Genomic DNA, 26382 nt, shown 5'->3' with positions numbered 1-26382 from the left:
GGATAGTGGCGAACCGCAAACGCGCATTCGCGCCTTTCCGGTCGGGGACCAATCCGCAAGACAGATGTCATTCCTGTCGCGTTTTTTGCCCATCCGGCAGCTCATCGATCTCCTCTTGATTTGCTGCCTTCGGACAGGAATGGTGCGCTACAGCTTTGGGAAAATCAAGGGTTCTCGGCGAGACCGCCGATCTTTCCAAGGTCAATTCCGCGGATCAAAAAAGCCAAACAGAAGGAAGCCGAACAGGAAACCGCCAATATGTGCCTCCCAGGCAATGCTTGCTGCGCCGCCAAAGGCAAAGACGCCGAAACCGATCAGGAAGTTCGTGAGGAACCATATGCCGCCGAAGAACACGACCGAACGGTTCGACAGCGCTTCACCGACAGACAGACGGCGGTTCAGATGGGCAAACTGCCGGCTGATGCGGCCGCTGGGAGAAAAGACGAAGCGGGCAGCAGCCCCCATCAGGCCGGCAACGACGCCCGAGGCTCCGACGACAACGGCCATATCGCCCCAGTGGAATGCGATATGTAACGCGACCGCGGCCACGGCCGACAGGCACCAGAAGACTGCGAGACGCGCCATACCGATCCGGCGAATGACGGGCGCCCCAAAGGCCACCATCCAGAAGCCGTTGAAAATCAGATGTTCCCAGGATCCGTGCAGGAACGAATAGGTGATCGGGCTCCAGAGCCAGGCGAGGCCCTGCTCCGCCAGCGGATGGTCGTAGCGCGCAGGCAGAAAGGCGAAATTGAAGATCAGTTCTTCATCGACAGAATGCGGCAGCAGATAGGTGCGGACGGCGTGAACGGCCACCAGGACCGCCAGGATACCGACCAAGCCTGCAGGCAGATTGAATGCCGGTTCGCGCACGCGCGCCGGCTTTTCCGTTTCGGCATCCTGCGGCGGCGTCGCGCCCTCCGGTTGGTCTGTCATGCTGCTCACAATTCCTTCTGCGGTTCCATCCGCTGCCGCATCGTTGATTTCCTCGCTCTACACGATTCACACGCGCGCCAAAAGCGACCGAAGGCGCGGCATCTGTTCGCGCAGTTCGCACGACGTTCATACCCCTGTTTTTCCAGAAAGCATCCGACGTTGTCGACGAAAAAAGGCCGTCCAGTCAAAAACTGAACGGCCGGTGAGCCCCCAAAACCCCGAGCCCAAGTTTGTGTGCCGAAGGCAACCCTTCGTGAAGTGATGTCCTTGAATGCCACCGATACACTCCGCCTTCAATCTAAACCAAACATTAACCTTAATATCCGTCTGGCACGGAATTCGCGTCGTAGTTCCTGCGGGGCCAGTTTCGCGCCGCCAAATGTGCCAAAGCGGCACAGAGTGTTTCGAACGGAATAAGAGAATGCGCAGCAAAACCACAATCGAGGTCTACGCCTACTGGGACGAGTTGCGAGGACATCGCGACGTGCCGGCCCGCGGCCAGATCGAGCCTGCCGACATTCGGCATATTCTGCCGGATCTCTTCATCCTGGAAAAAACGCCACGGGGTGAAATTCGCTTCCGATTGGCCGGTACGCGCATCTGTGCATTGTTTGCCCGCGAGTTGCGCGGCTCGAGGTTCGACGCGCTGTGGCTTGGCGAACAGACGACCCGGCTTGAGCGAATCGCCGGCGACGTCATGGCACAAAAGGCTCCCGTCGTCCTGACGGCCGCGGCCATCGCCGGCACGGCCGATCATCTGCCAACCGAACTTGTCCTGCTGCCGCTGAGGTCTCCCGACGGCAGTGTCGATCGCATCATCGGTGCGCTCGTTCCGCTGTCGCGGCCACATTGGCTTGGGGCGACCCCCGTCAACTTCCTCGATCTTGGCGGAATTCGTGTACTCGATATCGAAAAGACCAGCCCATTTTTACAGAACCGTCCCGAAATCTCCCTGCCCGCAAGTCCGCGCCCTGTTGCGGACAACGGTCTAGCCGGCGCGATCCGCCGCGTTCTTCATCTGCGCGTCTTCGAAGGCGGTCGGCGCGACTAGCGCATGTCGCCCCCAAAACCGCTGTGCACTTTTGGGCGACATGCATTGGGCATCGAACCGCTTGCAACCGGAATCACGAATTGCAACCGGAAGCACGAAAAAAACCTTCTGTTAACCGGAAGAGGGTAAAGCTGTGACTTGGATGGACATCGCATAAGTGTGGTCATGTATTCGTTTCAGCAACCGCAGACTGCCGGCCCCAAGCAGCACAACGAAAGCGCATTTCAACGCGTTTCGGTGAACCTGACCGGTCGGCTCATGCTTGCGAACCACGACGAATTCGAATGCACCGCGATCGACATGTCACCGGGCGACGTTCTTTTCACCTGCGACGCGCGGCCGCGCACCGGCGAACGCATCATCGCCTATGTCGATCATGTCGGCCGCCTGGAAGGCACTGTTTCGCGTCTTGCCGAAAACGCCTTCGTCATCCAGATCAATGCGACCGACCGAAAGCGCGAAAAGCTCGCCGCCCAGTTGACCTGGATTGCCAACAAGCACGAGCTCGGCTTGCCGGAAGATCGGCGGCATGATCGTCTTGCGCCCCGCAAGACCCGCACCGAAATCACGCTCGACGACGGCAGCAAATATGTCTGCCGCATCATCGACCTGTCGCTGTCCGGCGCTGCCGTCGACATCGAAACCCGCCTGCCACTCGGCACAGCCGTCTTGCTCGGCAGCATGAAGGGCCGCGTCGTCCGCCATTTCCAGGAAGGCATGGCGATCGAATTCCTCGGGGTCCAATCGCGCGAAGCTCTGAGAGAGTTTCTCTAGACACGCCGTAACGTACCGAGCCTCGCCCCGGCAGATACGACGCAACCACGCACATCTCGGCGCAAGATCGCCATGCGGACCCGCATGGCGTCGCGCTTCGCGGCGTGCCTCCGACGGGCAAGCGCCAAGTCACGTCCGCCGACGCGCGGAGGCCCGCCGAAAAACGCCCCAATCTGGTACATACGCCAGCTCGCAAAGGCCCCGATTTTTCAGATTTCTTCATCCGGCCACAATTTTTCGTGCCGGAACAAAAAATAATTTCGCCTGTTTTACCGCTACTTCCGGTCAAAGGCAGCAAACATTCTGGTAAACAAAGTCTATCCGGGACACGACCCTGTCGCCCCGAATAGCGCCGGCCATTCGAGTTCACGCCGCTGCCCCACCTTTCGCCGCACATGCTGATTGTCGAAAACATCGATTTTTCCGCCATATAGATGGTTTCCCATCGCTTAAACCGCCCATATGCACGCGGAAAATGCATCAAAATTTACACATAATTGAATCAAATGAATCGCAACATTTAATCAAGTTAAGTTCGACTTTTATACTTATTTCAATCTGTTTTGTACTTTATTTTACTTCCAATTTTCGCGAGCAATAAAAATCTCGGTGTCATTGTCTAGCCACAACGGGGAGACAAGCATGACAACGAAAACGTTCCTGAAGGCGGGCCTCATCGGAGCACTCTTCTCTGCAGTCGCAGCGCATTCGGCGCTCGCGTTTCCAGCGAACATGACCACCGATGGCGCGACCAATCCGCCGGTCGGGCACTACGAATTCTGCCGCAACCTGCCGCAGGAGTGCCGGTCCAATCCGGGCGGTTCGGCACCGGCCGTCCTGACCCGCGACGGCTGGAAGAAGATCCTTGAGGTCAACTACGACGTCAATCAGGCGGTGACGCCGATGACGGACAAGGAAATCTACGGCGTCGAAGAGTATTGGGCCTATCCCGACCAAGTCGGCGACTGCGAAGATTACGTGCTTTTGAAGCGCAAGCGGTTGATTGACGCCGGCTTTTCGCCCTCCGACCTTCTGATCACCGTCGTGCTGCAACCGAACGGCGACGGCCACGCGGTTCTCACCGTGCGCACCGATCGCGGCGACTTCGTGCTCGACAACATGCGCAACAAGGTGCTTTTGTGGTCGGAGACCGAATACACCTTTCTCAAGCGGCAATCGGAACAGAATTCCGGCCGGTGGGTAAAGCTTCAGGATGGCCGCACGGTCGCCGTCGGCAGCGTGACCCAGTAGTCCTCACGGACATGAGACATTCGCGGGTCGGCTCAGGATGCCCGGCCCGCGTCTGAGAGGGCTTCGGTCAGTCCCCAATCCCCGTCCCAGACCAAGCCTTCTTGGCCGGTTCCGCTGTCCCCGGAACCGGCCTCTTCTTTGCGCCGCGCGGCCAATTGCAGCAAAAATCAGGGTGCCGGCAGACCGGAGAGACGGACGCATTGTACAATCAATAGCCCGTAGCAGCAGGCCCATCCGCAGGCGATCGCGACGCCAAGGATACCGTCGCTGATCCGCGCACCGCCGGACAAGAGCATCCGCCACAGCGCCTGCACGAACAGGGCCGGCCCGGCAAACAGTGCCAGGAATATGGCGAACGGCCGGAAATTGTCACTCGTCACATCATACGATGATGGCCAGTGGCGGCGGCCCGCGACCCGGCTGACATCCAGAACAATGAAAGAGACGCCAAATCCGGCAGCCAGCAGAAGGAAGATCGTCGCAAAATTCATTGAAAATTAACCATGTTGCAGCAGCCTTGAAGTCACCCTGCCAATCAGCAAGTTCCGTGCCGTCCAGGCTGTTTCATTTCGGGACGCATCCGGCTGGAATTTATACCACCTGTTAACGAGAGCAAGGTTGCGACCCACCGATGACAGCCAATCCTGCAACCACCGCTGAGGATCACGGGCCGCTGATCTCCCCGCGGTTTGTCTATCGCCTGACGGCCATGGTCGCCAGCCTCGCCCTATTGACCGCGGGCATTAGCGTTGCCGGGCGCTGGTATGGTGAAAACCTGGCGCTGGCGGGACATACGACGAGTACCGAAAATAATGATATCTTCATTGGACAGGATCACCTTCGGCTGCCGTCCAACGTGATCCGCTTTGAAGAGCAACGCATGACCGGCGTGGCCGAGCGGACCGACCTCTATCTCACGTGGCCCGGCATGCAGGGCTACACCGACAAGACCCGCTCGCTCTTCAACGATGTCAATCGTCCGGAATCGCTGGTCTTTCTCGAAATTTCCCAGAGCACGATGTCGCGCGACATGTCGGGGCGGCTGGAGCCGATCTATCAGCATCTTTTCGAAGGTGCGGCCCTGCCCGGCCCGGCCGGTCTGCAACGCCATGCGATGAAGGAGAATTCCGGTTATGGCCAGGAAGTCTTCTTCACGGCGGACCGTAACAGAGACACGGCCTATACCGTGCGCTGTATCCTGCCGGCGACGCCCGCGATGTCCACCAGCGCCGATTGCCAGCGCGATATTCATGCGGGTCACGATCTTGTTGTGCTTTACCGCTTTTCGAGCCAATTGCTGCCACAATGGCAAGCCATCGAGACGGCCGTCCTCAACTACGTGAATAGCAAGCTCGCCCCATGACATTCCCCATTTTTCGGTGGCTTCGCCCGTCATTCTCTCGGCCAGACCTGCGGCTGATTTTGTAGCGAAATGCAATTCAACCGGCGGAATACGGAAACCAATCATTCATCATAAACCGATTGGTAACGCTATCCCGATAGAGTTTTGAGAACGGTCGTTTCTGGAGGCCACGCCCGGACGACATTTGTGAAAAAGAATGAAGAGTAGTGTAGTGTCCAAATCCATATTCAACGGTTCCGTTCAACGCACCATTGTCCCATTCTTGCAGAAAACCTGCCGGGTGCTGCTGGTCTCGCTGGCCGCTTCGCTGACGACCATCTCCACCGCTGCAGCAGCGCAATATGCCGGCATCGTCGTTGACGCCAAGACCGGCAAGGTCCTCTACAGCGAGGACGCCGATAGCCTTCGCTACCCGGCCTCGCTTACCAAGATGATGACGCTCTACCTGACCTTTGAAGCGCTTGAAGCCGGCAAGATCAGCACGAGCACACCGGTTCCCTTCTCCAAGCATGCATCAGCCGAGCCACCGTCGAAGCTTGGCGTGCGCGCCGGCAATTCGATCACCGTGGAACAGGCGATCCTTGCCCTGGTTACCCGCTCGGCAAATGATGCTGCAACCGCGCTCGGCGAGCTGCTCGGCGGCTCGGAAGATCGTTTCGGTCGGATCATGACCAACAAGGCTCGTGCGCTCGGCATGACCCGCACCACGTATCGCAATGCCAACGGCCTGCCGAACACCGCGCAGATGACGACGGCGCGCGATCAGGCGCGCCTCGGCATCGCGCTTCGCCAGCACTTCCCGCAGTACTACTCCTATTTCTCAACACGCAGCTTCCGCTTCGGCAAGCAGACGATCGGCAACCACAACCGTCTCCTCGGCAATGTCCGCGGCGTCGACGGCATCAAGACCGGCTACACTCGCGCCGCTGGCTTCAACCTTGTGACATCCGCCCAAGCCGATGGCCGCAGCATTGTCGGCGTTGTGCTCGGCGGCAAATCCGGCGGCGCCCGCGACGCGCAGATGCGCTCCCTCGTCGCCAAATACCTGCCGGCGGCCTCGCGCCGCGGCGGCGGTGACCTGATTGCGCAAACGGCTGATGCGCCGACCATGCAGGCGCAAGCCGTAGAGCAGCCGGCCGAAGCCGCGGTTGCCACGACCGGCGGCAGCTTCAACCTGCCGAACGACGGCCCCGTCCCGGATTTCCGCTACAGTGGCGAAACCACCAAGAGCATCGAAGTCGCCTATGCCGAGCCGGCAAAGGTCGGCGCCAATCCGGTCCTGAACGAAACCATCGTGCCGAATACACTGGAAGCCCAGAGCCGCAAGATTGCCAAGGCTGCACCGGTCCCGGCTGCCGCTGTCGACAACCAGATCACTAATTCCGTTGCCAAGGCTGCAACCGAAACGCCGGCCGCCACCGAATCGACGCCTGCCGGCTGGGTCATCCAGATCGGCGCGACACCGGACAAGGACCAGGCAATGACGCTGCTCGAAAACGCCAAGGACAAGGGCGGCAAGGCCCTGCGCGGCGCAACGCCCTTTACCGTGGCCTTTGCCAGTGGCGACGGTCATCTCTATCGGGCGCGCTTCGGCGGGTTCGCCAATCAGGACAAGGCCGTGAACGCCTGTAAGACGCTGAAGCGCAAGGGTTTCGCCTGCTGGGCCAGCCTGCAATAGCGTGTATTGAAGTTTCGATCGCCGGCGAGCGTTTGCCGGCGGTCCTCCTCGGATTTGGTTTTGCGTAACGAGGTCAGTTATGGGAATGAACGAGAATGGGCCGGGCATGACGCCCGCTCCGGACAAGAAAAGGAAGGCGCCGCGCTACGGCCTGCATCCTCTGCATGAAGCGGCCATGCGCATCGCCGAACTCGGCAGTCGCCCCAAGTCGAAAACGAAGGATCTGGTGACGCTGCTCCTGACACATGGCGCGCGGGCCTGGCGCTCGACCCAACCCGCCGCGCAAATCCATGTGCATGTCACATCGCCCTCTGGACGCTATCCGATCCGGATCAAAATCCGGTAGGAATGCTCATCCGCCCAACAACAAAAGCCCGGCATCGCCGGGCTTTTGTTGTTCTGGCCGTTGACTTTCAGAGGAGGCCGAGTTCAGCGAGTTCGCGCCGCAGCTCAAGTGGCATTTCCATCGCGCCGCCGCCCAAGGCCATCAAATCGCGCGGCGCATCCTTGTCCTCCAGATACCGCCAGCCCTGGAAGGCGCGGCGCGGCTGGTAGGCCGTTTCGATCACTTCTGGACCGAGAATGAGGTTGCAGCGGCCGATGCCGTCGGCGTCCGTAAACGTCTCGATGCCGGTCAGCCGCTGGCGCGCCTGCACCTGCCCCTTGATCACCCAATAGAGCGATCCGCCATCGAGCAGTTCCTCGACGCGTTTCGGGACCATGCGGGTCGTGTGGGAGGAGTGCGGCTCGAGGCCGGCGGCAATCGCCGTCAGCGCCCGTCGCGAAACCCATTCGCGAAGGTCTTCGATCGATTCCGCGCCGACGCAGAGCTTGATGAGATGCAAGGCCATGGCCGGAGTTGAACACCTAGTCGCCCATCGCGGTCAAGCTTGTTCTTGACCGCTCCACAACACGAGACTGCTCAGCACTCGACGACATTGACGGCGAGACCGCCGGTGGACGTTTCCTTGTATTTGTCGTGCATATCGACCCCGGTCTGGCGCATCGTCTCGATGCAGGCATCCAGCGGCACGAAATGCTGTCCGTCGCCCTTGATCGCCAGAGATGCGGCAGTGACAGCCTTGACCGCGCCGAGCGCATTGCGCTCGATGCAGGGCACCTGGACGAGGCCGGCAATCGGATCGCAGGTCATGCCGAGATGATGTTCGAGCGCTATTTCCGCGGCGTTCTCGATCTGCTCCGGAGTGCCGCCCATCACGGCAGCGAGACCGGCCGCCGCCATCGCGGAGGCCGACCCGACCTCGCCCTGACAGCCCACCTCGGCGCCGGAGATCGAGGCGTTGAACTTGATAATGCCGCCGATCGCGGCCGCGGTCAGAAGATAATCGCGAATACCATGATGGTCCGCATCGTCGTGGAAGTGCAGGTAGTAGCGGATGGTGGCGGGGACCACGCCTGCCGCGCCGTTGGTCGGCGAGGTCACCACCCGACCGCCTGCGGCGTTCTCCTCGTTGACCGCCATCGCATAGACGCTCAGCCAGTCGTTGGCGAGCAACGGATTGACCTTGTTGGAGCGCCATTCGTCCTGCAGCTTGTCGTGGATCATGGCGGCGCGGCGGCGCACCTTCAGCCCGCCGGGCAGGATACCGCCGCCGGTCAGGCCACGGTCGATGCAGCTCTTCATCGCCGCCCAGATGCGGTCGAGGCCCTCGTCGAGCTCCTCCCGCGACATCGAACATTCCTCGTTCGCCCGCTTCATCTGGGCGATCGACAGGCCGGAGCGCTGCGCCATCTCCAGCATCTGCTTGGCGGTTGCGAAGGGATAGGGAACCTTGACGCCGCCCGGCTTGGTCTTGCTCGCCTTCATCGCCTCAAGTTCGGTATCGGTGACGACGAAGCCGCCGCCGATCGAGTAATAGACACGCTTCAACAACAGCCTTCCGTCTTTATCGAAAGCGGAAAAGGACATGCCATTGGCGTGGCCCGGCAGAGGCACTTTTTTGTCGAAGACCAAGTCAGTCTTGGGCTGGAAGTCATAGGCTGGATGTCCGGGAGGCGTGATGCGACCGGTGCGCTCGACCGTTTCGATGATCCCATCCATGCGATCGGGATCGACCTGATCTGGGCGCTCGCCCATCAGGCCGAGGATCACCGCCCTGCCCGTTCCGTGTCCAACGCCGGTAAAGGCGAGCGAACCATGAAGGCTCGACTTGATGGAGGCGACGGCAGCATTGGCCGGCCGCGGCCAGTCGCTCGACAAGATCAGGTCGAGAAAGCGATTCGCCGCCGACATCGGGCCCATGGTGTGCGAGCTTGAAGGACCGATACCGATCTTGAAGACATCAAAAACCGAAAGAAACATTCGAACTCCGCCTTGGGCACTGGTTGGCAGGAAACACTGCCGGACCATCATCATATCTATGAAACTAGGCTATCCTGCGCCTGCCATCAGGCGATCGACCGACATCCGCTCCCGCGCGTGCGACACGCTTTGCCGCTCCCTTGCCGACGCGGTGATTCCTCATGCATAAGTCGCCATGCGCGGCACCGGATTTCAAGGGGCGCTACAAACTTTCGCCACGCCTTGCAATTTCGGCAAACCATGCCAAAAACGCAGGCATGACACTTACGGATTATATCGCATTGGCGGTTTTTGCGCTGCTATGGACCGGGTACAACTGGGCCACGGACGGCAAGGTGCATCTCAAGCGGATCAGCCTGACCCGCCTGATGATGGAAAACCGGCGCCGGTGGATTCTCAATTCGCTCACTCGCGATTTGAAGATGATCGATACCCAGATCGTCGCCGGGCTGCAGGCGGGCACGGCGTTCTTCGCCTCGACGACGATCTTCGCGCTCGGCGGCTGTTTCGCCCTGCTTGGAGCAACCGACCAGGTCCAGACTATCATGAACGACCTGCCTTATGTCTTTCATGGCGGCCGCAGCGCCTTCGAGCTGAAGGTTGGCGGCCTTGCCTGCCTGTTCGCCTATGCGTTCTTCAAGTTCGCCTGGTCCTACCGCCTGTTCAACTACTGCTCCATCCTGATCGGCGGCATCCCGATGATGTCGGACATGCTGCAGGACCGCGTCGGAGCCGAAAGGGCAGCCGGACGGGCAGTCAAGATGAACATCCTCGCCGCCAAGCACTTCAATGCCGGTCTGCGCAGCATCTTCCTGTCGATCGGCTATCTCGGCTGGTTCGTCAGCCCCTATGTCTTCATCACCCTAACCGTCTTCGTCATCTTCGTCCTCACGCGGCGGCAATTCTATTCGGAAGCGCGCGAAGCCCTTCTTGACGACACAAACCCCTGAGATTCTTGAGACAGCACGGTGAACCGTTGCGCCTGACGCAAGCTTGCCGCCGTATGTTCTGATGATTGGAAAGTAGAGCCATGTCGATTCCCAACGCAGTCACCGCAAGCGACAAAGGGACAGCGCCACCGGCAACCGCCGAAAAAGGGGGCCGGATCTGGGCGATCGATGCCCTGCGTGGTGTTGCCCTGATCGCCATGGCGACCTATCATTTCTCCTGGGACCTGGAATTTTTCGGCTATATCGAACCGGGCACCGTCGGGACTGGTGCATTCAAGATATATGCCCGGCTGATCGCCGGCAGTTTCCTGTTTCTAGCCGGTGTCAGCCTCGTGCTCGGACACTACCCCTTCATTCGCGTCCGCTCCTTCACCATCCGCTTTGCGAAAATAGCAGCGGCTGCCCTCGCCATCACCGGCGTCACCTGGTTCGTCTTTCCCGACAGCTTCATCTTCTTCGGCATCCTGCATTCGATCGCCGCGGCAAGCGCGATCGGCCTGATTTTCCTGAGACTGCCCGTCGTCCTGACATTGGCGGCGGCGGCCGCTGCCCTTGCGACACCGCTCATCCTGCGATCGCCGGTCTTCGACACGCCGGCGCTCTTGTGGGTTGGCCTCGCGGAAACGTTGCCCCGCTCGAACGACTATGTGCCGCTGCTTCCGTGGCTTGCTCCGTTCCTTGCGGGCATTGCGGCGGCGCGCATCGCGTCGCGCTTCGGATGGTTCGACAAATTGCGCACCGATGGCAGCGCGCGGTGGAAAACCGTGCTCACCACGGCTGGCCGTCACAGTCTCATCATCTACCTTCTGCATCAGCCGCTGCTGTTCGCACTCGTCTACCTCTTCTCTCTCGGTTTTCCCGCAGCCAAGCCGGACCCCGTCGAGGCATTTCGCGCAAATTGCGAGGTGACCTGCAGCAAACAGGAGACGGCGGCCATCTGCGCGAAATTCTGTGGCTGCACGCTAGACAAGCTGATGGAAGAAAATCTTTTCGAGCCACTGAACGCAGGCAAAATCGACATCACCACCGACGAGCGCATTGCGCGCATCGCCGGTCAATGCACCGTGGACGCACAAGCGAAGGAATAGCCATGAACGCCTATCGCGCCAAGCCGCTGACCTACCCCTGGCCACCCGTTCTCTATGTGGTTGCCATGCTGGCTGCGGTGGCCTTGGGGCGTTTGGTGCCGATTTCGGTCGCTCACAGCCACGGCTGGCTGTCCTGGCTCGCCGGCGCGGCCCTCATCCTCGTCGCAGTCTCGCTGGATATATGGGCACTGAAGACACTGATCGAACGGCACACCGCCGTTCTGCCGCACCGACGTTCGTCGCATCTCGTCACCTGCGGACCGTTCCGCCTCACCCGCAATCCGATCTATCTCGGCTACACGATCATGATGGTCGGCTTAGGCCTGATCACGCTCAATCCATGGTTCTTCATTCTGGCCAGTTTGGCTGTAGCGCTGACGACCGCTTTCGCGATCCGCAAGGAAGAACTGCACCTCCTATCGCGCTTCGGCTTCGAGTTCGAACGCTATTGCCGCGCCACCAGCCGGTGGATTTGACACGGACCATGGCGCGAGCCCATGCGGTTCAGGTGCCAACACCGATTTCGGCGAGCCGGGTTAGACAGGCTTCCTCGACATTGCTCAATTCTTCCAGGGTCTCTTCGATGTCCTTGCGCTTCTGTATCAGTTCTTCGCGCTTTTCCTCGACACGCTTCATCAACAGGCGCAGCTGCCCGGCCTCGCCGGGCGGATCCTTATAGACCTGGATGATTTCTCGGATCTCGGCGATGGTGAAGCCAATACGGCGGCCACGCAGGATTTCCATAATCAGCCGGCGATCGGCCGAGCGGAACAGCCGGGTACGACCGCGACGTTCTGGATGGATGAGCCCCTCATCTTCGTAGAAACGCAGCGTGCGGGTCGAAATCCCGAATTCCCGTGTCAGTTCCGTAATGGTATAGTATTTGTTCACGCCAGCCTCGCTCGGAACCGCAGCTGGAAAGACAGCGCAAAAGGCGCCCATATTCACAGATGCGGTTTAAGTATCGCGCCGGTTAGCCCGCCCGAAACGAGGCCGTCGCGTTGTCCCTCGTCAATCTGATTGACTTTGACGTAAAAGTCAAATTTTCACGTAAGCCCTAGGTAACGTGGAACCACCAGGTTGCCAGGCCGAGGAAGGCGAAAAATCCGGTCACATCCGTTACCGTGGTGACGAAAACCGCCGAAGAAACGGCGGGATCGGCGCCGAAACGGTCGAGCAGCAGCGGGATCATGATCCCGGCAAGTGCGGCGGCGATCATGTTGATCAGCATGGCAGCAGCGATGATGCCGCCGATATTGTGGTCCTGGAACCAGGCGCCGGCGACAATGCCGATCAACATGCCGAACAACAACCCGTTCAAAAGGCCGACACCGGCCTCACGGCGAACGATGCGCCAAGCATTGTGAATATCGAGATCACGGGTCGCGAGCGCGCGCACCGTGACCGTCATCGTCTGCGAGCCGGCATTGCCGCCCATGCCCGCAACGATCGGCATCAGCACGGCAAGCGCGACGATCTGCTGGATCGTCGCTTCGAAAAGCCCGATGACCGATGCGGCCAGAAACGCCGTCAGCAGATTGACCAGCAGCCACGGCACGCGCGAACGCGACGTGCTACCAATCGAATCGGAGAGTTCTTCATCACCGACGCCGCCGAGGCGCATCAGGTCTTCTTCGGCTTCTTCCTGGATGACGTCGACGACGTCATCGATGGTCAAGACGCCGACGAGCCGATTGTTTTCGTCGACGACCGCTGCGGAGAGCAAATCGTATTGCTCGAACAGCTGCGCCGCCTCTTCCTGGTCCATTTCGGCCGGTATGGGATGATTGGTTTCGCGCATGATCGTCTCGACCTTGACCGAGCGTTTGGTGCGAAGCACGCGGTCAAGATCAAGCGCGCCGACCAGCTTGAAAGTCGGGTCGATCACGAAAATCTGCGTAAAGCTTTCCGGTAGATCGTCGTCTTCGCGCATGTAATCGATGGTCTGGCCGACCGTCCAGAACGGCGGCACCGCGACGAATTCCGTCTGCATGCGGCGGCCGGCCGTGCTTTCGGGATAGTCGAGCGAGCGCCGCAACCGCACCCGTTCGGTGAACGGCAGCTTCGACAGAATCTCTTCCTGGTCTTCCTGGTCGAGGTCTTCCAGAATGTAGACGGCGTCGTCCGAATCCATTTCACCAATTGCGGCGGCGATCTGCTCGTTCGGAAGGTGCTCAACGATATCGAGGCGGATCGCCTCGTCCACTTCGGTCAGTGCCGAAAGGTCGAAGTCCTCGCCGAGCAAGGAAACGAGTGCCCGGCGCTGGTCCGGCTGGATCGCCTCCAACACGTCGCCCATTTCCGAGGCGTGCAGGCGGGCGACATGTTGACGAAGATAAAGCAGATCGCGGTCGGCGATGGCCGCGCCGACATGCATCAGGTAGTCGGAGCGCACCGAACCGTCCTCGGCATAGATATCGGAGCCGTCATAGGCGTCTTCGCCCACCGCGTTGCGCTCATTTTCCTGATCGCCGGTGCTGCTCATGGGCCCGCCCTCGAAAGAATTGCAGCCATCCAAAACGCCAGTACAAGGCCCGGCGGGAACAGGAAGGCAATATCACATATCGGTGGTCGCGGAGACCCGGTGATGGGAACCGCCCCTCCCTGCTAGCCCAACACACCGGCAAGGTCCACCATCCGATTCGTCCTCAGACCGATCATGCCATCACTTTTGCCCAAGCTGTTGCAAAATCACAGGAATTGTTTAGCTCTGACACAGCCTGAAAATGCGGAACCTGACCCTTGCCGATACGATCGATCCTGCGATTTCCCGATGCGCGGCTGAGCATGGCGGCAGCGCCCGTGGAACGGTTCGATGCGGATCTCGCCGCACTGGCCAATGATCTCTTGGAAACGATGCGCGCAGCGCCGGGCATCGGCATCACGGCACCGCATATCGGCATCCTGCAGCGCCTCACGGTCATCGAGCTTGATCCCGCGTCAGGACCGAAAATCTACGTCAATCCGGAAATTATCTGGTCGTCCGATGACACGGTCTCGCACGCCGAAGGCAGCGTCTCCATGCCCGGAATCACCGACGACGTCGTTCGGCCGCGTCTGATCAATGTCCGCTACCAGACGCTTTCCGGCGATGTGGTGGAAACAGAAGCGGACGGGTTCCTGTCTGTCTGCCTGCAGCATGAGATCGACCAGCTCGACGGTATCTTCTGGCTGCAGCGCCTATCGCGGCTGAAGCGCGAGCGCGCGACAAAGCGTTTCGCAAAGCTTGCCCGGAATGGCTAAACCCTTTGCGGGACATAAAAAAACCCGCTGAAAGCGGGCTCTTTTTGCTCGGCTTGAAAGCCAATGGTGCGGTCGAGAAGACTCGAACTTCCACGGGTTGCCCCACAGCGACCTCAACGCTGCGCGTCTACCAATTCCGCCACGACCGCATCGTGGTAGGTGCCTGATTGCTCCGGCGGGGGTGCATGTAGCAAAAGCATTTGGGGTGCACAAGGGCAGGATGCCAGAAAGTTGACGGTAACAGCAACTATTTCAACAGGCCCATACCACACCCGTTGAGAATGCTGGACTCTTGGCCTTTCGCGTACCATTTAGAAAACACTTGCAAACAGGATTACCCGCGCCATGCAACGCGAAAGCCTTGAAAAGACATTCTTCTCTGCCGAAGGATCAGCGCCGGTACGCTGGAGAATCGCGCCTTCGCTCGTCGACTATGCCGAGGCTGTGGAAACGATGGAGCGCGAAGCGGCCGCAATCTCAGCCGGCGAAGGGGACGAACTCGTGTGGCTGGTCGAGCATCCCCCGCTTTATACCGCCGGCACCAGCGCCGATGCATCGGACCTTGTGATGCCCGACCGATTCCCGGTGTTCCAGACCGGCCGTGGCGGCGAATACACCTATCACGGGCCGGGACAGCGCGTCGTCTATGTCATGCTCGATCTGAAGCGGCGCAGGCAGGACGTTCGCGCCTTTGTCGCCGCACTCGAAAGCCTGGTCATCGACACGCTCGCCAGTATGAATGTCAAAGGCGAACGACGCGAGGACCGCGTCGGCGTCTGGGTACGCCGGCCGGAGCGCCAACCCCTTCCCGATGGTTCGATGGCGGAAGACAAGATCGCCGCCATCGGTATCCGCCTGCGCAAATGGGTGAGCTTTCACGGGCTTTCGCTGAACGTCGATCCGGATCTCGATCATTTCGGCGGCATCGTGCCCTGCGGCATCCGCGGCTATGGCGTCACCAGCCTCGTCGACCTCGGCCTGCCGGTGATGATGACCGATGTCGACATCAAGCTGCGTCAGGCGTTCGAGGATATTTTCGGCCCGACAATCAACGACGGCGCTCAGGAAAACAGCCGGTCCGTCGCGTAGACGATGGCATAGCCATGCAGGGCGACGGCTGAATAGAGGCCGAGGCCGCTGACGATACGCTGGCCGCCGGTCATCTCGTCCAGGCGATGCCGCGGCTTGACGCCGCCCTGCCCCACAAGGCTCAGCAGAGCGAAGATGGCGAGCCCCGCCAACAGCACCTGCGACGACAGACCGATGCGCCAGCCTACCCCGAGAATGACCAACGTCAGAAGAAAACTTCCGGTCATCAGGCTTGTCCGGGAGCGGAATATCTGGCGCAGCACCTGCCCGCCATCGAAGCGGTTCATAGGCAGGAGATTGAGCAGGTTGAAGGCGCCGAGAATCAGCAGAAATACCAGGATCGACTGCCGTGGCACGAGGGCGAGCACGCCCTCGCCGCCCGCCTCATGCAGGGCGATCGCGACTGGAATGACGAAAGCCGACATACCGGCTCCCATCAGGGCACAGGTGGCGACTTCGAACAGGGAATTATACGGCCTGCCGCCGATGGCGATGCCGCCCAACAGCGGCACGAAGATCATCCGCACCGTCTTGTGGCCGAAGGCACGGTAGGCGGCCATGTGACCCAGCTCGTGCAGCACGATGACCAGCGTCAGCAGTGCCGACAGCATCAGGCCGTCGCTGGTCAGACCGAAAAACGGCCAGAGAAGCAATGTCGAGAGAAGCGCCAGAGCGCATTGCACGGGCGGGTGCTCGAAGCCGGCGCGCACGGGTTTGCTCGTCCCAGTCTCCAGCCACTGCTGCAGCGCCCTCACTTCCCGCCGCAAGGCGAAGAAGCGGAAAATCAGGAAGGCGAAGCCACGATAGCGGTCGCTCTGCTCGATCGTCAGATGAACCATATCGCCGTCTTCCTCGATGCCGCGACGCTCGCGAAAATCCTTCCAGAACGATGCGTCAACGGCACTGTCGTCGATGACGTGGGCCTCGTAGGCGTGAGCGGTCTTTTCGGTGATCGCGAAGGTCCGAACGGTCGGCTGGCCATGCCGGTCGAGATGGGTGTAGGTCTGCTGCACGTGGTTTTCAGCACCGGGCAACACACGGCTGGTCAGGACGGAGTGATGCCAATCGGCCGATGCGCCGAGCGGCGAGACGGCGCCCCAGACCCTGTCCGCTCCGGCCCGGAACGTCGCATGTAGCCGCACAGTGCGTCGCCCGACCGGCGCTGCCATCAGAAGCCAGACAAGGCCGATATTGATGACCAGAAGCACGATTACCGAAATGTGCGCCGCCATACGCGTCCTCCGCCTTGCCTCAGCCGAACGCTAGCTGCAGAGCATGAACAAATCGTGCGAGAGCCGGTATCGACCGGCTATCCTGTTTCCCAAGGCTATGCCGCCGCCGCATGATCGCCTGACACGCCGGATAGAACGCCGATCTGGTCGAGTATGCGGCGCTCGCGCGCCGTCAGTCGGCTGCCGCGCGAGCGCGCGATCGCACTCATCACGCGGGTGATCAGCATGACATCCGATTTCTGCAGGCCATGCTGGCTGCTGCCGCGCATTCCAGCCCAGGCGCCAATCTCGTCGATGATTGCGAGGCGAATCTGGTTAAGCGCGAAGATCGAAAGGTTGTCGGGAATGTGGGACGAGATATCGATGACATGAAACAGCAGATCGAGTTCGATGGACGAATTGATCACGCCTCGCGTCGAGATCATCGCAACCAGCCAGTCGGCCTTCCATGCGTCCATGGCGCCCTGTGGATCGTTGCGGTGGACGATGAAGTTCGTCATCGTTTCGATGAAATAGTGATGCCATTCAGGGCATTTTTCGCTGCACGAGCTGTTGATCGCCAGAAGGATCATCGCATCCTGCGACGAGGTCAGACCTCCTGCGAAAACATGCTCGCGCAGAATGCCGATATCTTCGGCCGTCAGGCGCGTCTTCCCGGCGATCACACATGCCGGATAAGAAAGACGAAGTTCACTCATCTTTTCTCTCCCATTTCATCATGAAACTGGAAGTAGAGTAGGCGTAACCCGTTTCCATTCAGAAAAGAATAGGCGTTAACAAGGGCTTGTACGATTCATTCAAATTTTACCATTGCTGCGCCGCGCGTCGTTCGAGACGCGCTAAGGACGCAGCGACACTTTGAACGGCTGCATAGTTCCTTAAATCGATTCCCGATTTAAGGAACTATGCAGTTGCCCCGCCCGCCGCTCCCGCCAGATCATGAAAAGACCGGAACCGACGATGATGGCGATGCCAAGCCATTTCGACGCTGTCGGAAATTCCCCGAAGATCAGGAAGCCCAGGGCGGTTCCCGTGATGATCTCGAAATAGTGGAATGGTGCGAGAAGCGAGACGGGCGCTGCCTGAAATGCCTTGACGACGAGGAGATGGCCGTATCCGGAAATCGTGCCGAGAACGATGACCAGAATCCAGCCCAGCGGGGAATGCGGCAACGACGGCACGAAATCCACCGCTCCAGCACTGTGGCCGACGGCGATCGCCACGATCATGAACAGAGACCCGCCAACGCCGGCGATCGTCTGCATTGCCAGCGGCGTGTCGGCGGTGCCGACAAGCCGGTTCAAGAGGAGATAACAGGCGAACAGGAACGCGCAGAGGACCGGCAACAATGACTTCGCCCCGAAGAGTTCGAAACTCGGCTGGATGACGATCATCGCGCCACCGAAGCCGATGATGATGGCAAGCCAGCGCCGCCACCCGACCCTTTCGCGAAGAACCAGTGCCGAAAGGCAGGTGAGGATGAACGGTTCGACGAAATAGATGGCGAAGACGTCGGCGAGCGGCATGTATTTGACCGAGACGAAGAACAACAGTGCCGCCCCGGCAAGCAGGACGCCGCGCAGCAGATTGAACCAGAGCCGCCTGGGCTTCAGCGCACTGAGACCGCCGGTCGTCAGCAGCAGCGGCAGCACCGAAACGAGCTGGAAGAAAAATCGGTAGAACGTCACCTGCCCCGGCGACATGTCCTGATAGACCGCCATATATTTGGCGATCGCGTCCATGCACGGCAGGATGATCATCGCGAACAGCATGATCGCAAGCCCCTGCATGACGGTGGTGGCGGGGGCGTCGGTTGTACGAGGTGGCGTGCTCAAACTGGAGTTCCCATTTCTTCGTTGTCGAACCACGGAAGCGAAGGCGTTTTTGGCGGCATTTTTGACGTGCTGGAGTGTCCCGTTATGTGCAGGGCCATATAGACTGGCTGAGTGAACGACCCGACCGCAACAGCGCGGCCGCCGCGGAACTCGACCATCCAAGCCAGCAAGGCAAAAGGAGAGACCGATGCGCTTATCAACCGATACCTTTTTAGCCATGATTCGCCGGCCAAGCGACAACGATACGCTCGGAGGCAGAATCTGGCGTGCGCGCGACGCGCTGAACCTCTCGGCACAGGAACTGGCGGACCGGCTGGGCGTTCGCGCCGACACGATTTCCGCCTGGGAGCGCGACCGGTCGGAGCCACGCACCAACCGGCTGTTCACGCTGGCGGGCGTGCTTGGCGTGAGCCCAGCCTGGCTGATTGCCGGTATCGGCGAAGCGCCGAAGGACGATCTTTCCAACAGTGTTGCCGGCCAGTTGCGTGACCAGTTGGCGCAGGTGAAGAAACTGCACGAGCAGACAGGAAAAGCGATCTCCGCCCTTGAGATGGAGATCAACCGTGTCCTACAGGACATGCAGTAAATCACGACTCAAATAGCCGATTCAGGCTTGAGCGCCGCACACCACTCTGCGATTGTGGCGCCAATTCATTCAGGGAGAAGAACCATGGACGTACGCGCCGCTGTTGCCGTTCAGGCCGGCAAGCCATTGGAAATCATGACGGTTCAGCTGGAAGGTCCGCGGGCCGGCGAAGTGCTGGTCGAGGTCAAGGCGACCGGCATCTGCCACACCGACGAGTTCACCCTGTCCGGCGCCGATCCGGAAGGCATCTTCCCGGCGATCCTCGGCCATGAGGGCGCCGGTATCGTCGTCGATGTCGGCCCGGGCGTGACGTCGCTGAAGAAGGGCGACCACGTCATTCCGCTCTACACGCCGGAATGCCGCGAATGCTATTCCTGCCTGTCGCGCAAGACGAACCTCTGCACGTCGATCCGCGCCACGCAAGGGCAAGGCCTGATGCCGGACGGCACCTCGCGCTTCTCCATCGGCAAGGACAAGATCTTCCACTACATGGGCTGCTCGACCTTCGCCAACTTCACCGTGCTGCCGGAGATCGCGCTCGCCAAGGTCAACCCGGACGCGCCGTTCGACAAGATCTGCTATATCGGCTGCGGCGTCACCACCGGCATCGGCGCCGTCATCAACACGGCCAAGGTGGAAATCGGTTCGACGGCCATCGTCTTCGGTCTCGGCGGCATCGGCCTCAACGTTCTGCAGGGCCTGCGCCTTGCCGGTGCCGACATGATCATCGGCGTCGATATCAACAACGACCGCAAGGCCTGGGGCGAGAAATTCGGGATGACGCATTTCGTCAATCCGAAGGAGGTCGGCGACGACATCGTGCCCTATCTGGTCAACATGACCAAGCGTAATGGCGACACGATCGGTGGTGCCGACTACACCTTTGATTGCACCGGCAACACCAAGGTGATGCGCCAGGCACTGGAATCGTCGCATCGCGGCTGGGGCAAGTCGGTCATCATCGGCGTTGCCGGCGCCGGCCAGGAAATCTCCACCCGTCCCTTCCAGCTGGTCACCGGCCGCAACTGGATGGGCACCGCCTTCGGCGGCGCACGCGGCCGCACCGACGTGCCGAAGATCGTCGAGTGGTACATGGACGGCAAGATCCAGATCGATCCGATGATCACCCACACCATGCCGCTCGAGGACATCAACAGGGGCTTCGACCTGATGCATGCCGGCGAAAGCATCCGTAGTGTCGTGATCTACTAGGATCGCCTCAAAATCTGCATCGATTTTGGGAGATCTCAAAAATCCGCGGCGCCGCGTCCCACCGAGGGGCGCGGAAGCCACTTACACCGGCGGAATTCGATGCTGACGCGTTTTTTGATCGCCACAAGCGATAAACTGATGGGAAATTCGGTCGCGCGGCCATGACAGCGATGATCGGGGTATAGCGCATGTCAGATGAAACGCCACAGACCAGCACCATCTACGTCGATGCCGATGCCTGCCCGGTCAAGCCGGAAATCCTCAAGGTCGCCGAGCGCCATAGCCTGCCCGTTGTCCTCGTCGCCAATTCGGGCCTGCGGCCATCCCGCGACCCGATGGTGCGCAATGTCATCGTCTCGGCCGGCTTCGATGCGGCCGACGACTGGATCGCCGAACGAGCCGGCGAAGGCGATATCGTCGTCACGGCTGACGTACCGCTTGCCGGCCGCTGTGTCGCCGCCGGCGCGCACGTGACGGGGCCGACCGGCCGGATCTTCGACAAGGCCAATATCGGCATGGCGACAGCCATGCGCGATCTCGGGGCTCACCTGCGCGAAACCGGCGAAAGCAAGGGCTACAACGCCGCCTTCTCGCCCCGTGACCGTTCCGCTTTTCTCGAAACGCTCGACCGGCTTTGCCGCCGTGTCAAACAGCGCTAGTTGTGGACAAAAGCGCCGGGGAGCGTTCATGAGCAAGGTAGACAGGAAGATCGCCCATCGCCGCCATGCGCCTTTCTACACGGGTGGCATTTGCGCCGTCATCACCGCTGTTCTTTGTCTGCTTGTTGCACCCAAATTCGCGGTGGGGCTGTCGGCTGCCGTCTTCTTTTCAGTCTATCTGCTGCTGATAGGCCGTCGTTTGCCGAGATTGACGGGAGCCTATCTGAAGCGCAACGCTGCGGGGACCGACGAGCCCGCGATCGTTATTTTTGCTGTCACGCTCATCGCTGTCGGCGTTTCCACCGTATCTTTGTTCCAGGCGATGAATGCCGGCGGTACGGAAACTGTCATCGAACTCATATTGGCTTTTGCCTCGGTTGTGCTTGGTTGGCTGACCATCCATACGATGGCGGCGATGCATTACGCGCACCGCTATTGGAGTCCGGAAATGGGGGATAACGAGGGCGACGGCCGCAGCCTCGATTTCCCGGGCACTGCAGAGCCGGGCGGCTACGATTTCCTTTACTTCGCTTTCATCATCGGCATGACGGCACAAACCTCGGATATTGCCATCACCTCGACTGCAATGCGAAGGATCAATCTTCTGCACGCGGTCGTATCCTTCTTCTTCAATACCGTGCTGGTGGCGGCTGCGGTCAATGCGGCAGTGTCGCTGGCATAACGACATATTCAGCTTCAAAGGAGCACAGCTTGAAAGTCCTTTCCCAGAACACCGCCTTCGGCGGCATGCAGGGCGTCTTTTCGCACGACTCGCAGGCCTGCAAGACCGAAATGACCTTCGCGGTCTATGTTCCACCGCAGGCGATCTCGGCACCCTGCCCGGTTCTCTGGTATCTCTCCGGCCTCACCTGCACCCATGCGAATGTGATGGAAAAGGGCGAGTATCGCCGCATGGCAGCCGAACTCGGCCTGATCATCGTCTGCCCGGATACGAGCCCGCGCGGCAACGATGTTCCGGACGAACTCACCAACTGGCAGATGGGCAAGGGAGCCGGTTTCTATCTCGATGCGACAGAGACGCCCTGGGCCGAGAACTACCAGATGTACACCTACATCACGCAGGAACTGCCCGCTTTCGTCAGCCAGCATTTCCGCGTCGACATGGGCAGCCAGGGGATCTTCGGCCATTCGATGGGCGGCCATGGCGCCATGACGATCGCGCTGAAGAACCCCGAGCGTTTCAGGAGCTGCTCGGCCTTCGCACCGATCGTCGAGCCCTCAACGGCTGACTGGTCAATCGGCGCCTTTGAAAAATACCTCGGCGCCGACAAGGCCGCGTGGCGGCAATATGACGCCTGCGCACTGGTGAAGGACGGCGCCCGTTTTCCGGAATTCCTCATCGATCAGGGCAAGGCCGACAATTTCCTGGAAAACGGCCTGCGTCCCTGGCTGTTCAAGGACGCTATCACGGGCACCGGCATCGGCCTGACGCTTAGGATGCACGAGCGCTACGACCATTCCTACTATTTCATTTCGTCCCTCATGGACGATCATCTGAAATGGCACGCCGAGCGGCTGGCCTGAGCCTTCGCCAGAGATATTCAAAAACCGCGTCGTGCATAACGCCGCGGTTTTCAGCTCTTTCAGGATGCCGATTGGAAACGGGGCGGAGTCGCGGTCTCGACGATCCGGATGCTCGATTCGCTATGTCCGTGATGACCTTCCATATCGACGACCACGTGCCAGTGGCCGGACTGCGGAATGACCAGCCGGATCGGCGACTTGCGCGCCACGCCGCCGACGAACTGGTGCTTCATTGCTTCCTTGTAGAGTTGAAAATTATTCGCCGTCATCAGCCGGACATTGGCGACCGCCGACAGGGTGATCTCGATGGTCACACCGGCGCGTTGTTGCTTGAGGTCGTAATGGGTGAAGTTGAACTTCAGTTTCGTCATGTCATGCCCGTTTGAAAGCTGCCCCGCCTGAAGCTTCTATATTAGGGATTGCGCGTTAAAGAATGGTTCCTCGCCAACCGTGACCGCATGCGTTTGACGCTTTCCAATCTGCGCCAAAATGGGCAACCGGCTTCCATGCAGCATCGGTTTCGGCTATGGGGTTTCCCATGACAAACCTTCTCCTCGTTGCCTTCGGCGGTGCATTCGGCTCCGTGCTCCGTTACCTCGTGGGCCTGTGGACCTTGCGCAGTTTCGGACCGTCCTTCCCGTGGGGGACGCTGATCGTCAACGTTACGGGATCCTTCCTGATCGGCGTCTTTGCCGAAGCGATTGCGCGCAAAGTCGGCGCATCGGTCGAGATGCGCGTGTTCCTGATCACCGGCATCCTCGGCGGCTACACGACCTTCTCCGCCTTCTCGCTCGATGCGATGACGCTGATGGAACGCGGTGAGATGGTCACGGCGGCGATTTATGTGGGCTCAAGCGTGCTTCTTTCGGCAATCGCCGTGTTTGCTGGGCTGGCCCTTATGCGCGCAATGGTCTAAAGGGACCATCTCAGAGCGCTGCGCGTCCCTTCGACCGGCCTGCTCTATCATATCAGTTTGCGCACGGGTTTCCTGTCGGCACCATTGTCGAGGCGCTATGACAATTGGATGCAGGTAAAAGCAAGATGGCGGGCATTGAACACAAGCAGGTAGAAACCGACGAGGCGGGCATGCGGCTCGATCGCTGGTTCAAGGTACATTATCCGGGTCTCGGCTTCGGCCCGCTGCAGAAGCTGCTGCGCTCCGGCCAGGTGCGTGTCGATGGCGGTCGGGTTAAATCCGATACACGCGTCCAGCCGGGGCAGGTCGTGCGCATTCCACCGATGGACGTCGATGCCAAATCGAAAACCGGCCCGATCGCCGGCCGGGACCTGCGTCATGCGTCGGACCACGAACTCCTGTCGCGCATGCTGCTGCACGAGGATTCCAAGGTCATCGTCCTCAACAAGCCTCCAGGTATCGCCGTTCAGGGCGGCTCGGGCATAAACCGTCATATCGACGAGATGCTCGAAGCCTGGACCAGTCCCAAGGGCGAGAAGCCACGCCTCGTGCACCGGCTCGACCGCGATACCTCCGGCGTTCTGGTCATCGCCCGCACCCGTGGCGCCGCGCAGAAGCTGACGGCCGCATTTCGCGAGCGCGACACGAAGAAAACCTATTGGGCCCTGGTCAAGGGTGTGCCGCGCAAGCGCGAGGACAAGATTTCCACCTGGCTCGTCAAGGAACAGACGCCGGATGGCGACCGCATGCGCATTGCCAAGCACGGCGAGGACGGTGCCGACCATGCCGTTTCCTACTACCGGATCATCGAGCAGGCCGGCCAGAATCTGACCTGGCTGGAGATGGAGCCCTATACCGGCCGTACCCATCAGCTGCGCGTCCATGCCGCCCATATCGGTCATCCGATCATCGGCGATCCGAAATATTTCGATGCCGAATTCAATTGGGCCTTTCCCGGCGGCGTGCAGAACAAGCTGCATCTGCATGCCCGCCGCATCGACGTTCCGCATCCCGATGGCGGGCGCCTGCGCGTGACCGCGCCGATGCCGCAACACATGGTCCAGAGCTGGAACCTGATCGGCTTCGACATGGCCAGCGCCGAGGAAGACGACGACTGATGAAGCTGGTTCTATTCGATTGTGACGGCACGCTGGTCGACAGCGCCGGCCTGATTCACGAGGTCATGGCCCGCACTTTCGAGGACTTTGGCCTGACCCGCGTCACGCTTGACGCGACCAAGAGCATCATCGGCCTGACGCTCGATATCGCCATCGCCCGGCTGATGCACCAGCCGCATGTGGACGATCGCGCCCAGGCCATGACCGCGCATTACAAGAAGCTTTATGGCGGCGTCCGCGCCGAGATGGACTTTCGCGAGCCGCTGTTTCCGGGCATCGCATCGCTCATCTCCACGCTTTCGGACCGCGACGAACTGCTCCTGGGTGCCGTAACGGGAAAGTCGCGGCGCGGACTTGATCAGATCTGTGCAAGCCACGGCTATGAAAAGACATTCTTCGTTTCAAGGACGGCCGACGATTGTCCTTCCAAGCCGCATCCGGCGATGGTGACGGAATGCTGTGCGGAAGCCGGCATCGACCCGAAGGACACTGTCGTCATCGGTGACGCCATCTTTGACATGCAGATGGCCAAGAATGCCGGTACTTCAGCAATTGGTGTCGCATGGGGCTATGCTTCCGTTCCCGAGCTTATCGAGGCCGGCGCGGACCACATCGCCCGCACCCCGCACGATATTCTGGACTGGATGGAGACACATCATGCCTGATATTCGCGACGATCTGTCGGAAGCCCTCAGCGACCCGGATCCCGTGCGCCGTGCGCAGATACAGATGCACAAGCCGCTACCGAAGCGGTTCTATACGACCGTCAGCGTCGGCGCCGCGGAAGACGGCGGCCATACGATCCTGCTCGACGGCAGGACCGTTCGCACACCGGCAAAGCAGCCGCTGACCGTGCCGACGCAAGCCGTCGCCGAACTGCTGGCTGTCGAGTGGGATGCGCAGAAAGAAAACATCGACCCGGCGACGATGCCGGTCACCCGGCTGGCCAACACGGCGATCGATGGTGTCTCCAAGGACATTCGCGCCGTCTTCGACGACATCCTCAATTTTGCCGGAACCGATCTCCTGTGCTACCGCGCCAGCGAGCCGGAAGGGCTGGTTGCCCGCCAATCGGAACGCTGGGACCCGGTGATCAGCTGGGCGGCGGAGAAACTGGGCGCGCGCTTCATCCTCGTCGAGGGCGTCGTGCATCAGGTGCAGCCGCGCGCGGCGATCAACGGCGTTGCCGAGGCGCTGCGCGCCTATGCGACCCCGCTCGGACTCGCCTGCCTGCACACGATCACGACACTCACGGGGTCCGCCCTGCTCGCGATCGCCTTCGCCGAGAAACACCTTTCGGCCGAGGAAGCCTGGGCGCTTGCCCATCTCGACGAGGACTGGCAGATCGAGCATTGGGGTACCGACGACGAAGCCTTCCAGCGTCGTGAAAACCGCTGGCGGGAGATGCAGGCCGCCACCGCGACGCTCGACGCTCTGCGCTGAAAAATCAGACAGCACTCCGAGCGGAATTAAAGGACCGCACCGCGTCGGTTTTGGCGCAACGCGGTCGCGAATGCATCGGTGCGGAAGACT

At 60.4% G+C, this 26382-nt stretch carries 30 protein-coding genes and 1 tRNA gene; 20 read left to right on the top strand and 11 right to left on the bottom strand.

Going from position 1 to position 26382, the window contains the following annotated elements; all coding sequences use genetic code 11:
- Positions 1-201: 201 nt before the first annotated feature.
- Complete coding sequence (locus tag WI754_RS13975) at positions 202-936, bottom strand: rhomboid family intramembrane serine protease (protein WP_349434034.1); 735 nt, start codon at positions 934-936, stop codon at positions 202-204.
- Between the two features lie 421 nt (positions 937-1357).
- Here WI754_RS13975 and WI754_RS13970 point away from each other — a divergent pair, with 421 nt between their 5' ends.
- The 3 genes from WI754_RS13970 (at position 1358) to WI754_RS13960 (ending at position 4012) form a co-directional block, all read left to right on the top strand.
- Positions 1358-1987, top strand: a complete 630-nt coding sequence (locus WI754_RS13970; RefSeq protein ID WP_349434033.1) for a PAS domain-containing protein — start codon at positions 1358-1360, stop codon at positions 1985-1987.
- A gap of 165 nt (positions 1988-2152) precedes the next feature.
- The gene (locus WI754_RS13965; protein ID WP_349434032.1) at positions 2153-2761 is read left to right on the top strand and encodes a PilZ domain-containing protein; all 609 of its coding nucleotides are present in this window, start codon (positions 2153-2155) and stop codon (positions 2759-2761) included.
- Positions 2762-3403: 642 nt separating this feature from the next.
- Positions 3404-4012, top strand: coding sequence for a transglutaminase-like cysteine peptidase (locus WI754_RS13960; protein ID WP_349434031.1), 609 nt, complete (start codon positions 3404-3406; stop codon positions 4010-4012).
- A 167-nt stretch (positions 4013-4179) separates the two neighbouring features.
- Here the strand turns inward: WI754_RS13960 and WI754_RS13955 are convergent, their stop codons facing one another.
- Positions 4180-4503 carry a hypothetical protein gene (locus WI754_RS13955; protein WP_349434030.1) on the bottom strand — a complete coding sequence of 108 codons (324 nt, stop codon included), beginning with the start codon at positions 4501-4503 and terminating at the stop codon, positions 4180-4182.
- A 140-nt stretch (positions 4504-4643) separates the two neighbouring features.
- On the opposite strand from WI754_RS13955, the gene WI754_RS13950 reads away from it, so the two are divergent.
- The 3 genes from WI754_RS13950 (at position 4644) to WI754_RS13940 (ending at position 7399) form a co-directional block, all read left to right on the top strand.
- The gene (locus WI754_RS13950) at positions 4644-5375 is read left to right on the top strand and encodes a hypothetical protein (protein WP_349434029.1); all 732 of its coding nucleotides are present in this window, start codon (positions 4644-4646) and stop codon (positions 5373-5375) included.
- Between the two features lie 196 nt (positions 5376-5571).
- The gene (locus tag WI754_RS13945; protein ID WP_349434027.1) at positions 5572-7053 is read left to right on the top strand and encodes a D-alanyl-D-alanine carboxypeptidase; all 1482 of its coding nucleotides are present in this window, start codon (positions 5572-5574) and stop codon (positions 7051-7053) included.
- A gap of 79 nt (positions 7054-7132) precedes the next feature.
- Positions 7133-7399 carry a hypothetical protein gene (locus tag WI754_RS13940; protein WP_349434026.1) on the top strand — a complete coding sequence of 89 codons (267 nt, stop codon included), beginning with the start codon at positions 7133-7135 and terminating at the stop codon, positions 7397-7399.
- A 67-nt stretch (positions 7400-7466) separates the two neighbouring features.
- Here WI754_RS13940 and WI754_RS13935 read toward each other — a convergent pair whose 3' ends face one another.
- Both WI754_RS13935 and WI754_RS13930 read right to left on the bottom strand, forming a co-directional pair.
- On the bottom strand, positions 7467-7904 hold the full coding sequence (locus WI754_RS13935; RefSeq protein ID WP_349434024.1) for a DUF1489 family protein: 438 nt from the start codon (positions 7902-7904) through the stop codon (positions 7467-7469).
- Positions 7905-7975: 71 nt separating this feature from the next.
- Positions 7976-9376 carry an L-serine ammonia-lyase gene (locus WI754_RS13930; RefSeq protein WP_349434023.1) on the bottom strand — a complete coding sequence of 467 codons (1401 nt, stop codon included), beginning with the start codon at positions 9374-9376 and terminating at the stop codon, positions 7976-7978.
- Positions 9377-9633: 257 nt separating this feature from the next.
- Between WI754_RS13930 and WI754_RS13925 the strand changes: the two genes are divergently transcribed.
- From WI754_RS13925 to WI754_RS13915, 3 genes are all read left to right on the top strand, one after another.
- Complete coding sequence (locus WI754_RS13925; protein WP_349434022.1) at positions 9634-10326, top strand: DUF599 domain-containing protein; 693 nt, start codon at positions 9634-9636, stop codon at positions 10324-10326.
- 80 nt (positions 10327-10406) lie between these two features.
- Complete coding sequence (locus WI754_RS13920; protein ID WP_349434021.1) at positions 10407-11414, top strand: DUF1624 domain-containing protein; 1008 nt, start codon at positions 10407-10409, stop codon at positions 11412-11414.
- 2 nt (positions 11415-11416) lie between these two features.
- Entirely contained in the window at positions 11417-11890 is a 474-nt protein-coding gene (locus WI754_RS13915) for an isoprenylcysteine carboxylmethyltransferase family protein (protein ID WP_349434020.1), read from the top strand.
- A 28-nt stretch (positions 11891-11918) separates the two neighbouring features.
- Here WI754_RS13915 and WI754_RS13910 read toward each other — a convergent pair whose 3' ends face one another.
- Together WI754_RS13910 and mgtE are read right to left on the bottom strand one after the other, a co-directional pair.
- Positions 11919-12305: a MerR family DNA-binding transcriptional regulator gene (locus WI754_RS13910; RefSeq protein WP_349434019.1), complete on the bottom strand. Its 387-nt coding sequence runs from the start codon at positions 12303-12305 to the stop codon at positions 11919-11921.
- A gap of 166 nt (positions 12306-12471) precedes the next feature.
- Positions 12472-13899 (bottom strand): magnesium transporter, encoded by a 1428-nt coding sequence (mgtE, locus tag WI754_RS13905; protein ID WP_349434018.1) that lies wholly within the window; start codon positions 13897-13899, stop codon positions 12472-12474.
- A gap of 257 nt (positions 13900-14156) precedes the next feature.
- On the opposite strand from mgtE, the gene WI754_RS13900 reads away from it, so the two are divergent.
- Positions 14157-14657 (top strand): peptide deformylase, encoded by a 501-nt coding sequence (locus WI754_RS13900; protein ID WP_349434017.1) that lies wholly within the window; start codon positions 14157-14159, stop codon positions 14655-14657.
- A gap of 64 nt (positions 14658-14721) precedes the next feature.
- Here the strand turns inward: WI754_RS13900 and WI754_RS13895 are convergent.
- A tRNA-Leu gene (locus WI754_RS13895) sits at positions 14722-14806 on the bottom strand.
- A 196-nt stretch (positions 14807-15002) separates the two neighbouring features.
- Between WI754_RS13895 and lipB the strand changes: the two genes are divergently transcribed.
- Positions 15003-15746 carry a lipoyl(octanoyl) transferase LipB gene (lipB, locus tag WI754_RS13890; protein WP_349434016.1) on the top strand — a complete coding sequence of 248 codons (744 nt, stop codon included), beginning with the start codon at positions 15003-15005 and terminating at the stop codon, positions 15744-15746.
- On the opposite strand, the gene WI754_RS13885 is transcribed toward lipB, so the two are convergent.
- The 3 genes from WI754_RS13885 to WI754_RS13875 form a co-directional block, all read right to left on the bottom strand.
- On the bottom strand, positions 15719-16978 hold the full coding sequence (locus tag WI754_RS13885) for a hypothetical protein (RefSeq protein ID WP_349434015.1): 1260 nt from the start codon (positions 16976-16978) through the stop codon (positions 15719-15721). The genes lipB and WI754_RS13885 overlap by 28 nt on opposite strands.
- Before the next feature lie 95 nt (positions 16979-17073).
- Positions 17074-17676: a hypothetical protein gene (locus WI754_RS13880; protein ID WP_349434014.1), complete on the bottom strand. Its 603-nt coding sequence runs from the start codon at positions 17674-17676 to the stop codon at positions 17074-17076.
- A gap of 180 nt (positions 17677-17856) precedes the next feature.
- The gene (locus tag WI754_RS13875) at positions 17857-18768 is read right to left on the bottom strand and encodes a DMT family transporter (RefSeq protein WP_349437817.1); all 912 of its coding nucleotides are present in this window, start codon (positions 18766-18768) and stop codon (positions 17857-17859) included.
- A 232-nt stretch (positions 18769-19000) separates the two neighbouring features.
- On the opposite strand from WI754_RS13875, the gene WI754_RS13870 reads away from it, so the two are divergent.
- The 5 genes from WI754_RS13870 (at position 19001) to fghA (ending at position 22815) form a co-directional block, all read left to right on the top strand.
- Positions 19001-19399: a helix-turn-helix domain-containing protein gene (locus WI754_RS13870; RefSeq protein ID WP_349434013.1), complete on the top strand. Its 399-nt coding sequence runs from the start codon at positions 19001-19003 to the stop codon at positions 19397-19399.
- 84 nt (positions 19400-19483) lie between these two features.
- Positions 19484-20611 carry an S-(hydroxymethyl)glutathione dehydrogenase/class III alcohol dehydrogenase gene (locus WI754_RS13865; RefSeq protein WP_349434012.1) on the top strand — a complete coding sequence of 376 codons (1128 nt, stop codon included), beginning with the start codon at positions 19484-19486 and terminating at the stop codon, positions 20609-20611.
- A 188-nt stretch (positions 20612-20799) separates the two neighbouring features.
- Positions 20800-21270 (top strand): YaiI/YqxD family protein, encoded by a 471-nt coding sequence (locus WI754_RS13860; RefSeq protein WP_349434011.1) that lies wholly within the window; start codon positions 20800-20802, stop codon positions 21268-21270.
- A 28-nt stretch (positions 21271-21298) separates the two neighbouring features.
- Positions 21299-21952, top strand: a complete 654-nt coding sequence (locus WI754_RS13855) for a DUF1345 domain-containing protein (protein WP_349434010.1) — start codon at positions 21299-21301, stop codon at positions 21950-21952.
- A 29-nt stretch (positions 21953-21981) separates the two neighbouring features.
- Positions 21982-22815, top strand: a complete 834-nt coding sequence (fghA, locus tag WI754_RS13850) for an S-formylglutathione hydrolase (RefSeq protein WP_349434009.1) — start codon at positions 21982-21984, stop codon at positions 22813-22815.
- A gap of 59 nt (positions 22816-22874) precedes the next feature.
- Here fghA and WI754_RS13845 read toward each other — a convergent pair whose 3' ends face one another.
- Positions 22875-23186 (bottom strand): DUF1883 domain-containing protein, encoded by a 312-nt coding sequence (locus WI754_RS13845; RefSeq protein ID WP_349434008.1) that lies wholly within the window; start codon positions 23184-23186, stop codon positions 22875-22877.
- Positions 23187-23353: 167 nt separating this feature from the next.
- On the opposite strand from WI754_RS13845, the gene crcB reads away from it, so the two are divergent.
- The 4 genes from crcB (at position 23354) to WI754_RS13825 (ending at position 26292) form a co-directional block, all read left to right on the top strand.
- A complete protein-coding gene (gene crcB, locus WI754_RS13840; protein ID WP_349434007.1) occupies positions 23354-23731 on the top strand; it encodes a fluoride efflux transporter CrcB in 378 nt (125 codons plus the stop codon).
- A 125-nt stretch (positions 23732-23856) separates the two neighbouring features.
- The gene (locus WI754_RS13835; protein ID WP_349434006.1) at positions 23857-24849 is read left to right on the top strand and encodes an RluA family pseudouridine synthase; all 993 of its coding nucleotides are present in this window, start codon (positions 23857-23859) and stop codon (positions 24847-24849) included.
- Entirely contained in the window at positions 24849-25514 is a 666-nt protein-coding gene (locus WI754_RS13830) for an HAD-IA family hydrolase (RefSeq protein ID WP_349434005.1), read from the top strand. Before WI754_RS13835 ends, WI754_RS13830 begins: the two co-directional genes overlap by 1 nt.
- Positions 25507-26292, top strand: coding sequence for an ATP12 family chaperone protein (locus WI754_RS13825; RefSeq protein ID WP_349434004.1), 786 nt, complete (start codon positions 25507-25509; stop codon positions 26290-26292). The genes WI754_RS13830 and WI754_RS13825 overlap by 8 nt, the downstream gene beginning before the upstream one ends.
- The last annotated feature ends 90 nt before the right edge of the window (positions 26293-26382 follow it).

The organism is Pararhizobium sp. A13 (assembly GCF_040126305.1).
GTDB lineage: Bacteria > Pseudomonadota > Alphaproteobacteria > Rhizobiales > Rhizobiaceae > Pararhizobium.
Note: the sequence above shows the minus strand (reverse complement) of the source record. Positions and strands in the feature narration are given on the sequence as shown.

Excerpts from the sequence above, each read along its gene's own strand:
- WI754_RS13975 (WP_349434034.1), bottom strand. The coding sequence starts at position 936 with ATGACAGACCAACCGGAGGGCGCGACGCCGCCGCAGGATGCCGAAACG.
- WI754_RS13970 (WP_349434033.1), top strand. The coding sequence starts at position 1,358 with ATGCGCAGCAAAACCACAATCGAGGTCTACGCCTACTGGGACGAGTTG.
- WI754_RS13965 (WP_349434032.1), top strand. The coding sequence starts at position 2,153 with ATGTATTCGTTTCAGCAACCGCAGACTGCCGGCCCCAAGCAGCACAAC.
- WI754_RS13960 (WP_349434031.1), top strand. The coding sequence starts at position 3,404 with ATGACAACGAAAACGTTCCTGAAGGCGGGCCTCATCGGAGCACTCTTC.
- WI754_RS13955 (WP_349434030.1), bottom strand. The coding sequence starts at position 4,503 with ATGAATTTTGCGACGATCTTCCTTCTGCTGGCTGCCGGATTTGGCGTC.
- WI754_RS13950 (WP_349434029.1), top strand. The coding sequence starts at position 4,644 with ATGACAGCCAATCCTGCAACCACCGCTGAGGATCACGGGCCGCTGATC.
- WI754_RS13945 (WP_349434027.1), top strand. The coding sequence starts at position 5,572 with ATGAAGAGTAGTGTAGTGTCCAAATCCATATTCAACGGTTCCGTTCAA.
- WI754_RS13940 (WP_349434026.1), top strand. The coding sequence starts at position 7,133 with ATGGGAATGAACGAGAATGGGCCGGGCATGACGCCCGCTCCGGACAAG.
- WI754_RS13935 (WP_349434024.1), bottom strand. The coding sequence starts at position 7,904 with ATGGCCTTGCATCTCATCAAGCTCTGCGTCGGCGCGGAATCGATCGAA.
- WI754_RS13930 (WP_349434023.1), bottom strand. The coding sequence starts at position 9,376 with ATGTTTCTTTCGGTTTTTGATGTCTTCAAGATCGGTATCGGTCCTTCA.
- WI754_RS13925 (WP_349434022.1), top strand. The coding sequence starts at position 9,634 with ATGACACTTACGGATTATATCGCATTGGCGGTTTTTGCGCTGCTATGG.
- WI754_RS13920 (WP_349434021.1), top strand. The coding sequence starts at position 10,407 with ATGTCGATTCCCAACGCAGTCACCGCAAGCGACAAAGGGACAGCGCCA.
- WI754_RS13915 (WP_349434020.1), top strand. The coding sequence starts at position 11,417 with ATGAACGCCTATCGCGCCAAGCCGCTGACCTACCCCTGGCCACCCGTT.
- mgtE (WP_349434018.1), bottom strand. The coding sequence starts at position 13,899 with ATGAGCAGCACCGGCGATCAGGAAAATGAGCGCAACGCGGTGGGCGAA.
- lipB (WP_349434016.1), top strand. The coding sequence starts at position 15,003 with ATGCAACGCGAAAGCCTTGAAAAGACATTCTTCTCTGCCGAAGGATCA.
- WI754_RS13885 (WP_349434015.1), bottom strand. The coding sequence starts at position 16,978 with ATGGCGGCGCACATTTCGGTAATCGTGCTTCTGGTCATCAATATCGGC.
- WI754_RS13880 (WP_349434014.1), bottom strand. The coding sequence starts at position 17,676 with ATGAGTGAACTTCGTCTTTCTTATCCGGCATGTGTGATCGCCGGGAAG.
- WI754_RS13875 (WP_349437817.1), bottom strand. The coding sequence starts at position 18,768 with ATGCAGGGGCTTGCGATCATGCTGTTCGCGATGATCATCCTGCCGTGC.
- WI754_RS13870 (WP_349434013.1), top strand. The coding sequence starts at position 19,001 with ATGCGCTTATCAACCGATACCTTTTTAGCCATGATTCGCCGGCCAAGC.
- WI754_RS13865 (WP_349434012.1), top strand. The coding sequence starts at position 19,484 with ATGGACGTACGCGCCGCTGTTGCCGTTCAGGCCGGCAAGCCATTGGAA.
- WI754_RS13860 (WP_349434011.1), top strand. The coding sequence starts at position 20,800 with ATGTCAGATGAAACGCCACAGACCAGCACCATCTACGTCGATGCCGAT.
- WI754_RS13855 (WP_349434010.1), top strand. The coding sequence starts at position 21,299 with ATGAGCAAGGTAGACAGGAAGATCGCCCATCGCCGCCATGCGCCTTTC.
- WI754_RS13845 (WP_349434008.1), bottom strand. The coding sequence starts at position 23,186 with ATGACGAAACTGAAGTTCAACTTCACCCATTACGACCTCAAGCAACAA.
- crcB (WP_349434007.1), top strand. The coding sequence starts at position 23,354 with ATGACAAACCTTCTCCTCGTTGCCTTCGGCGGTGCATTCGGCTCCGTG.
- WI754_RS13835 (WP_349434006.1), top strand. The coding sequence starts at position 23,857 with ATGGCGGGCATTGAACACAAGCAGGTAGAAACCGACGAGGCGGGCATG.
- WI754_RS13830 (WP_349434005.1), top strand. The coding sequence starts at position 24,849 with ATGAAGCTGGTTCTATTCGATTGTGACGGCACGCTGGTCGACAGCGCC.
- WI754_RS13825 (WP_349434004.1), top strand. The coding sequence starts at position 25,507 with ATGCCTGATATTCGCGACGATCTGTCGGAAGCCCTCAGCGACCCGGAT.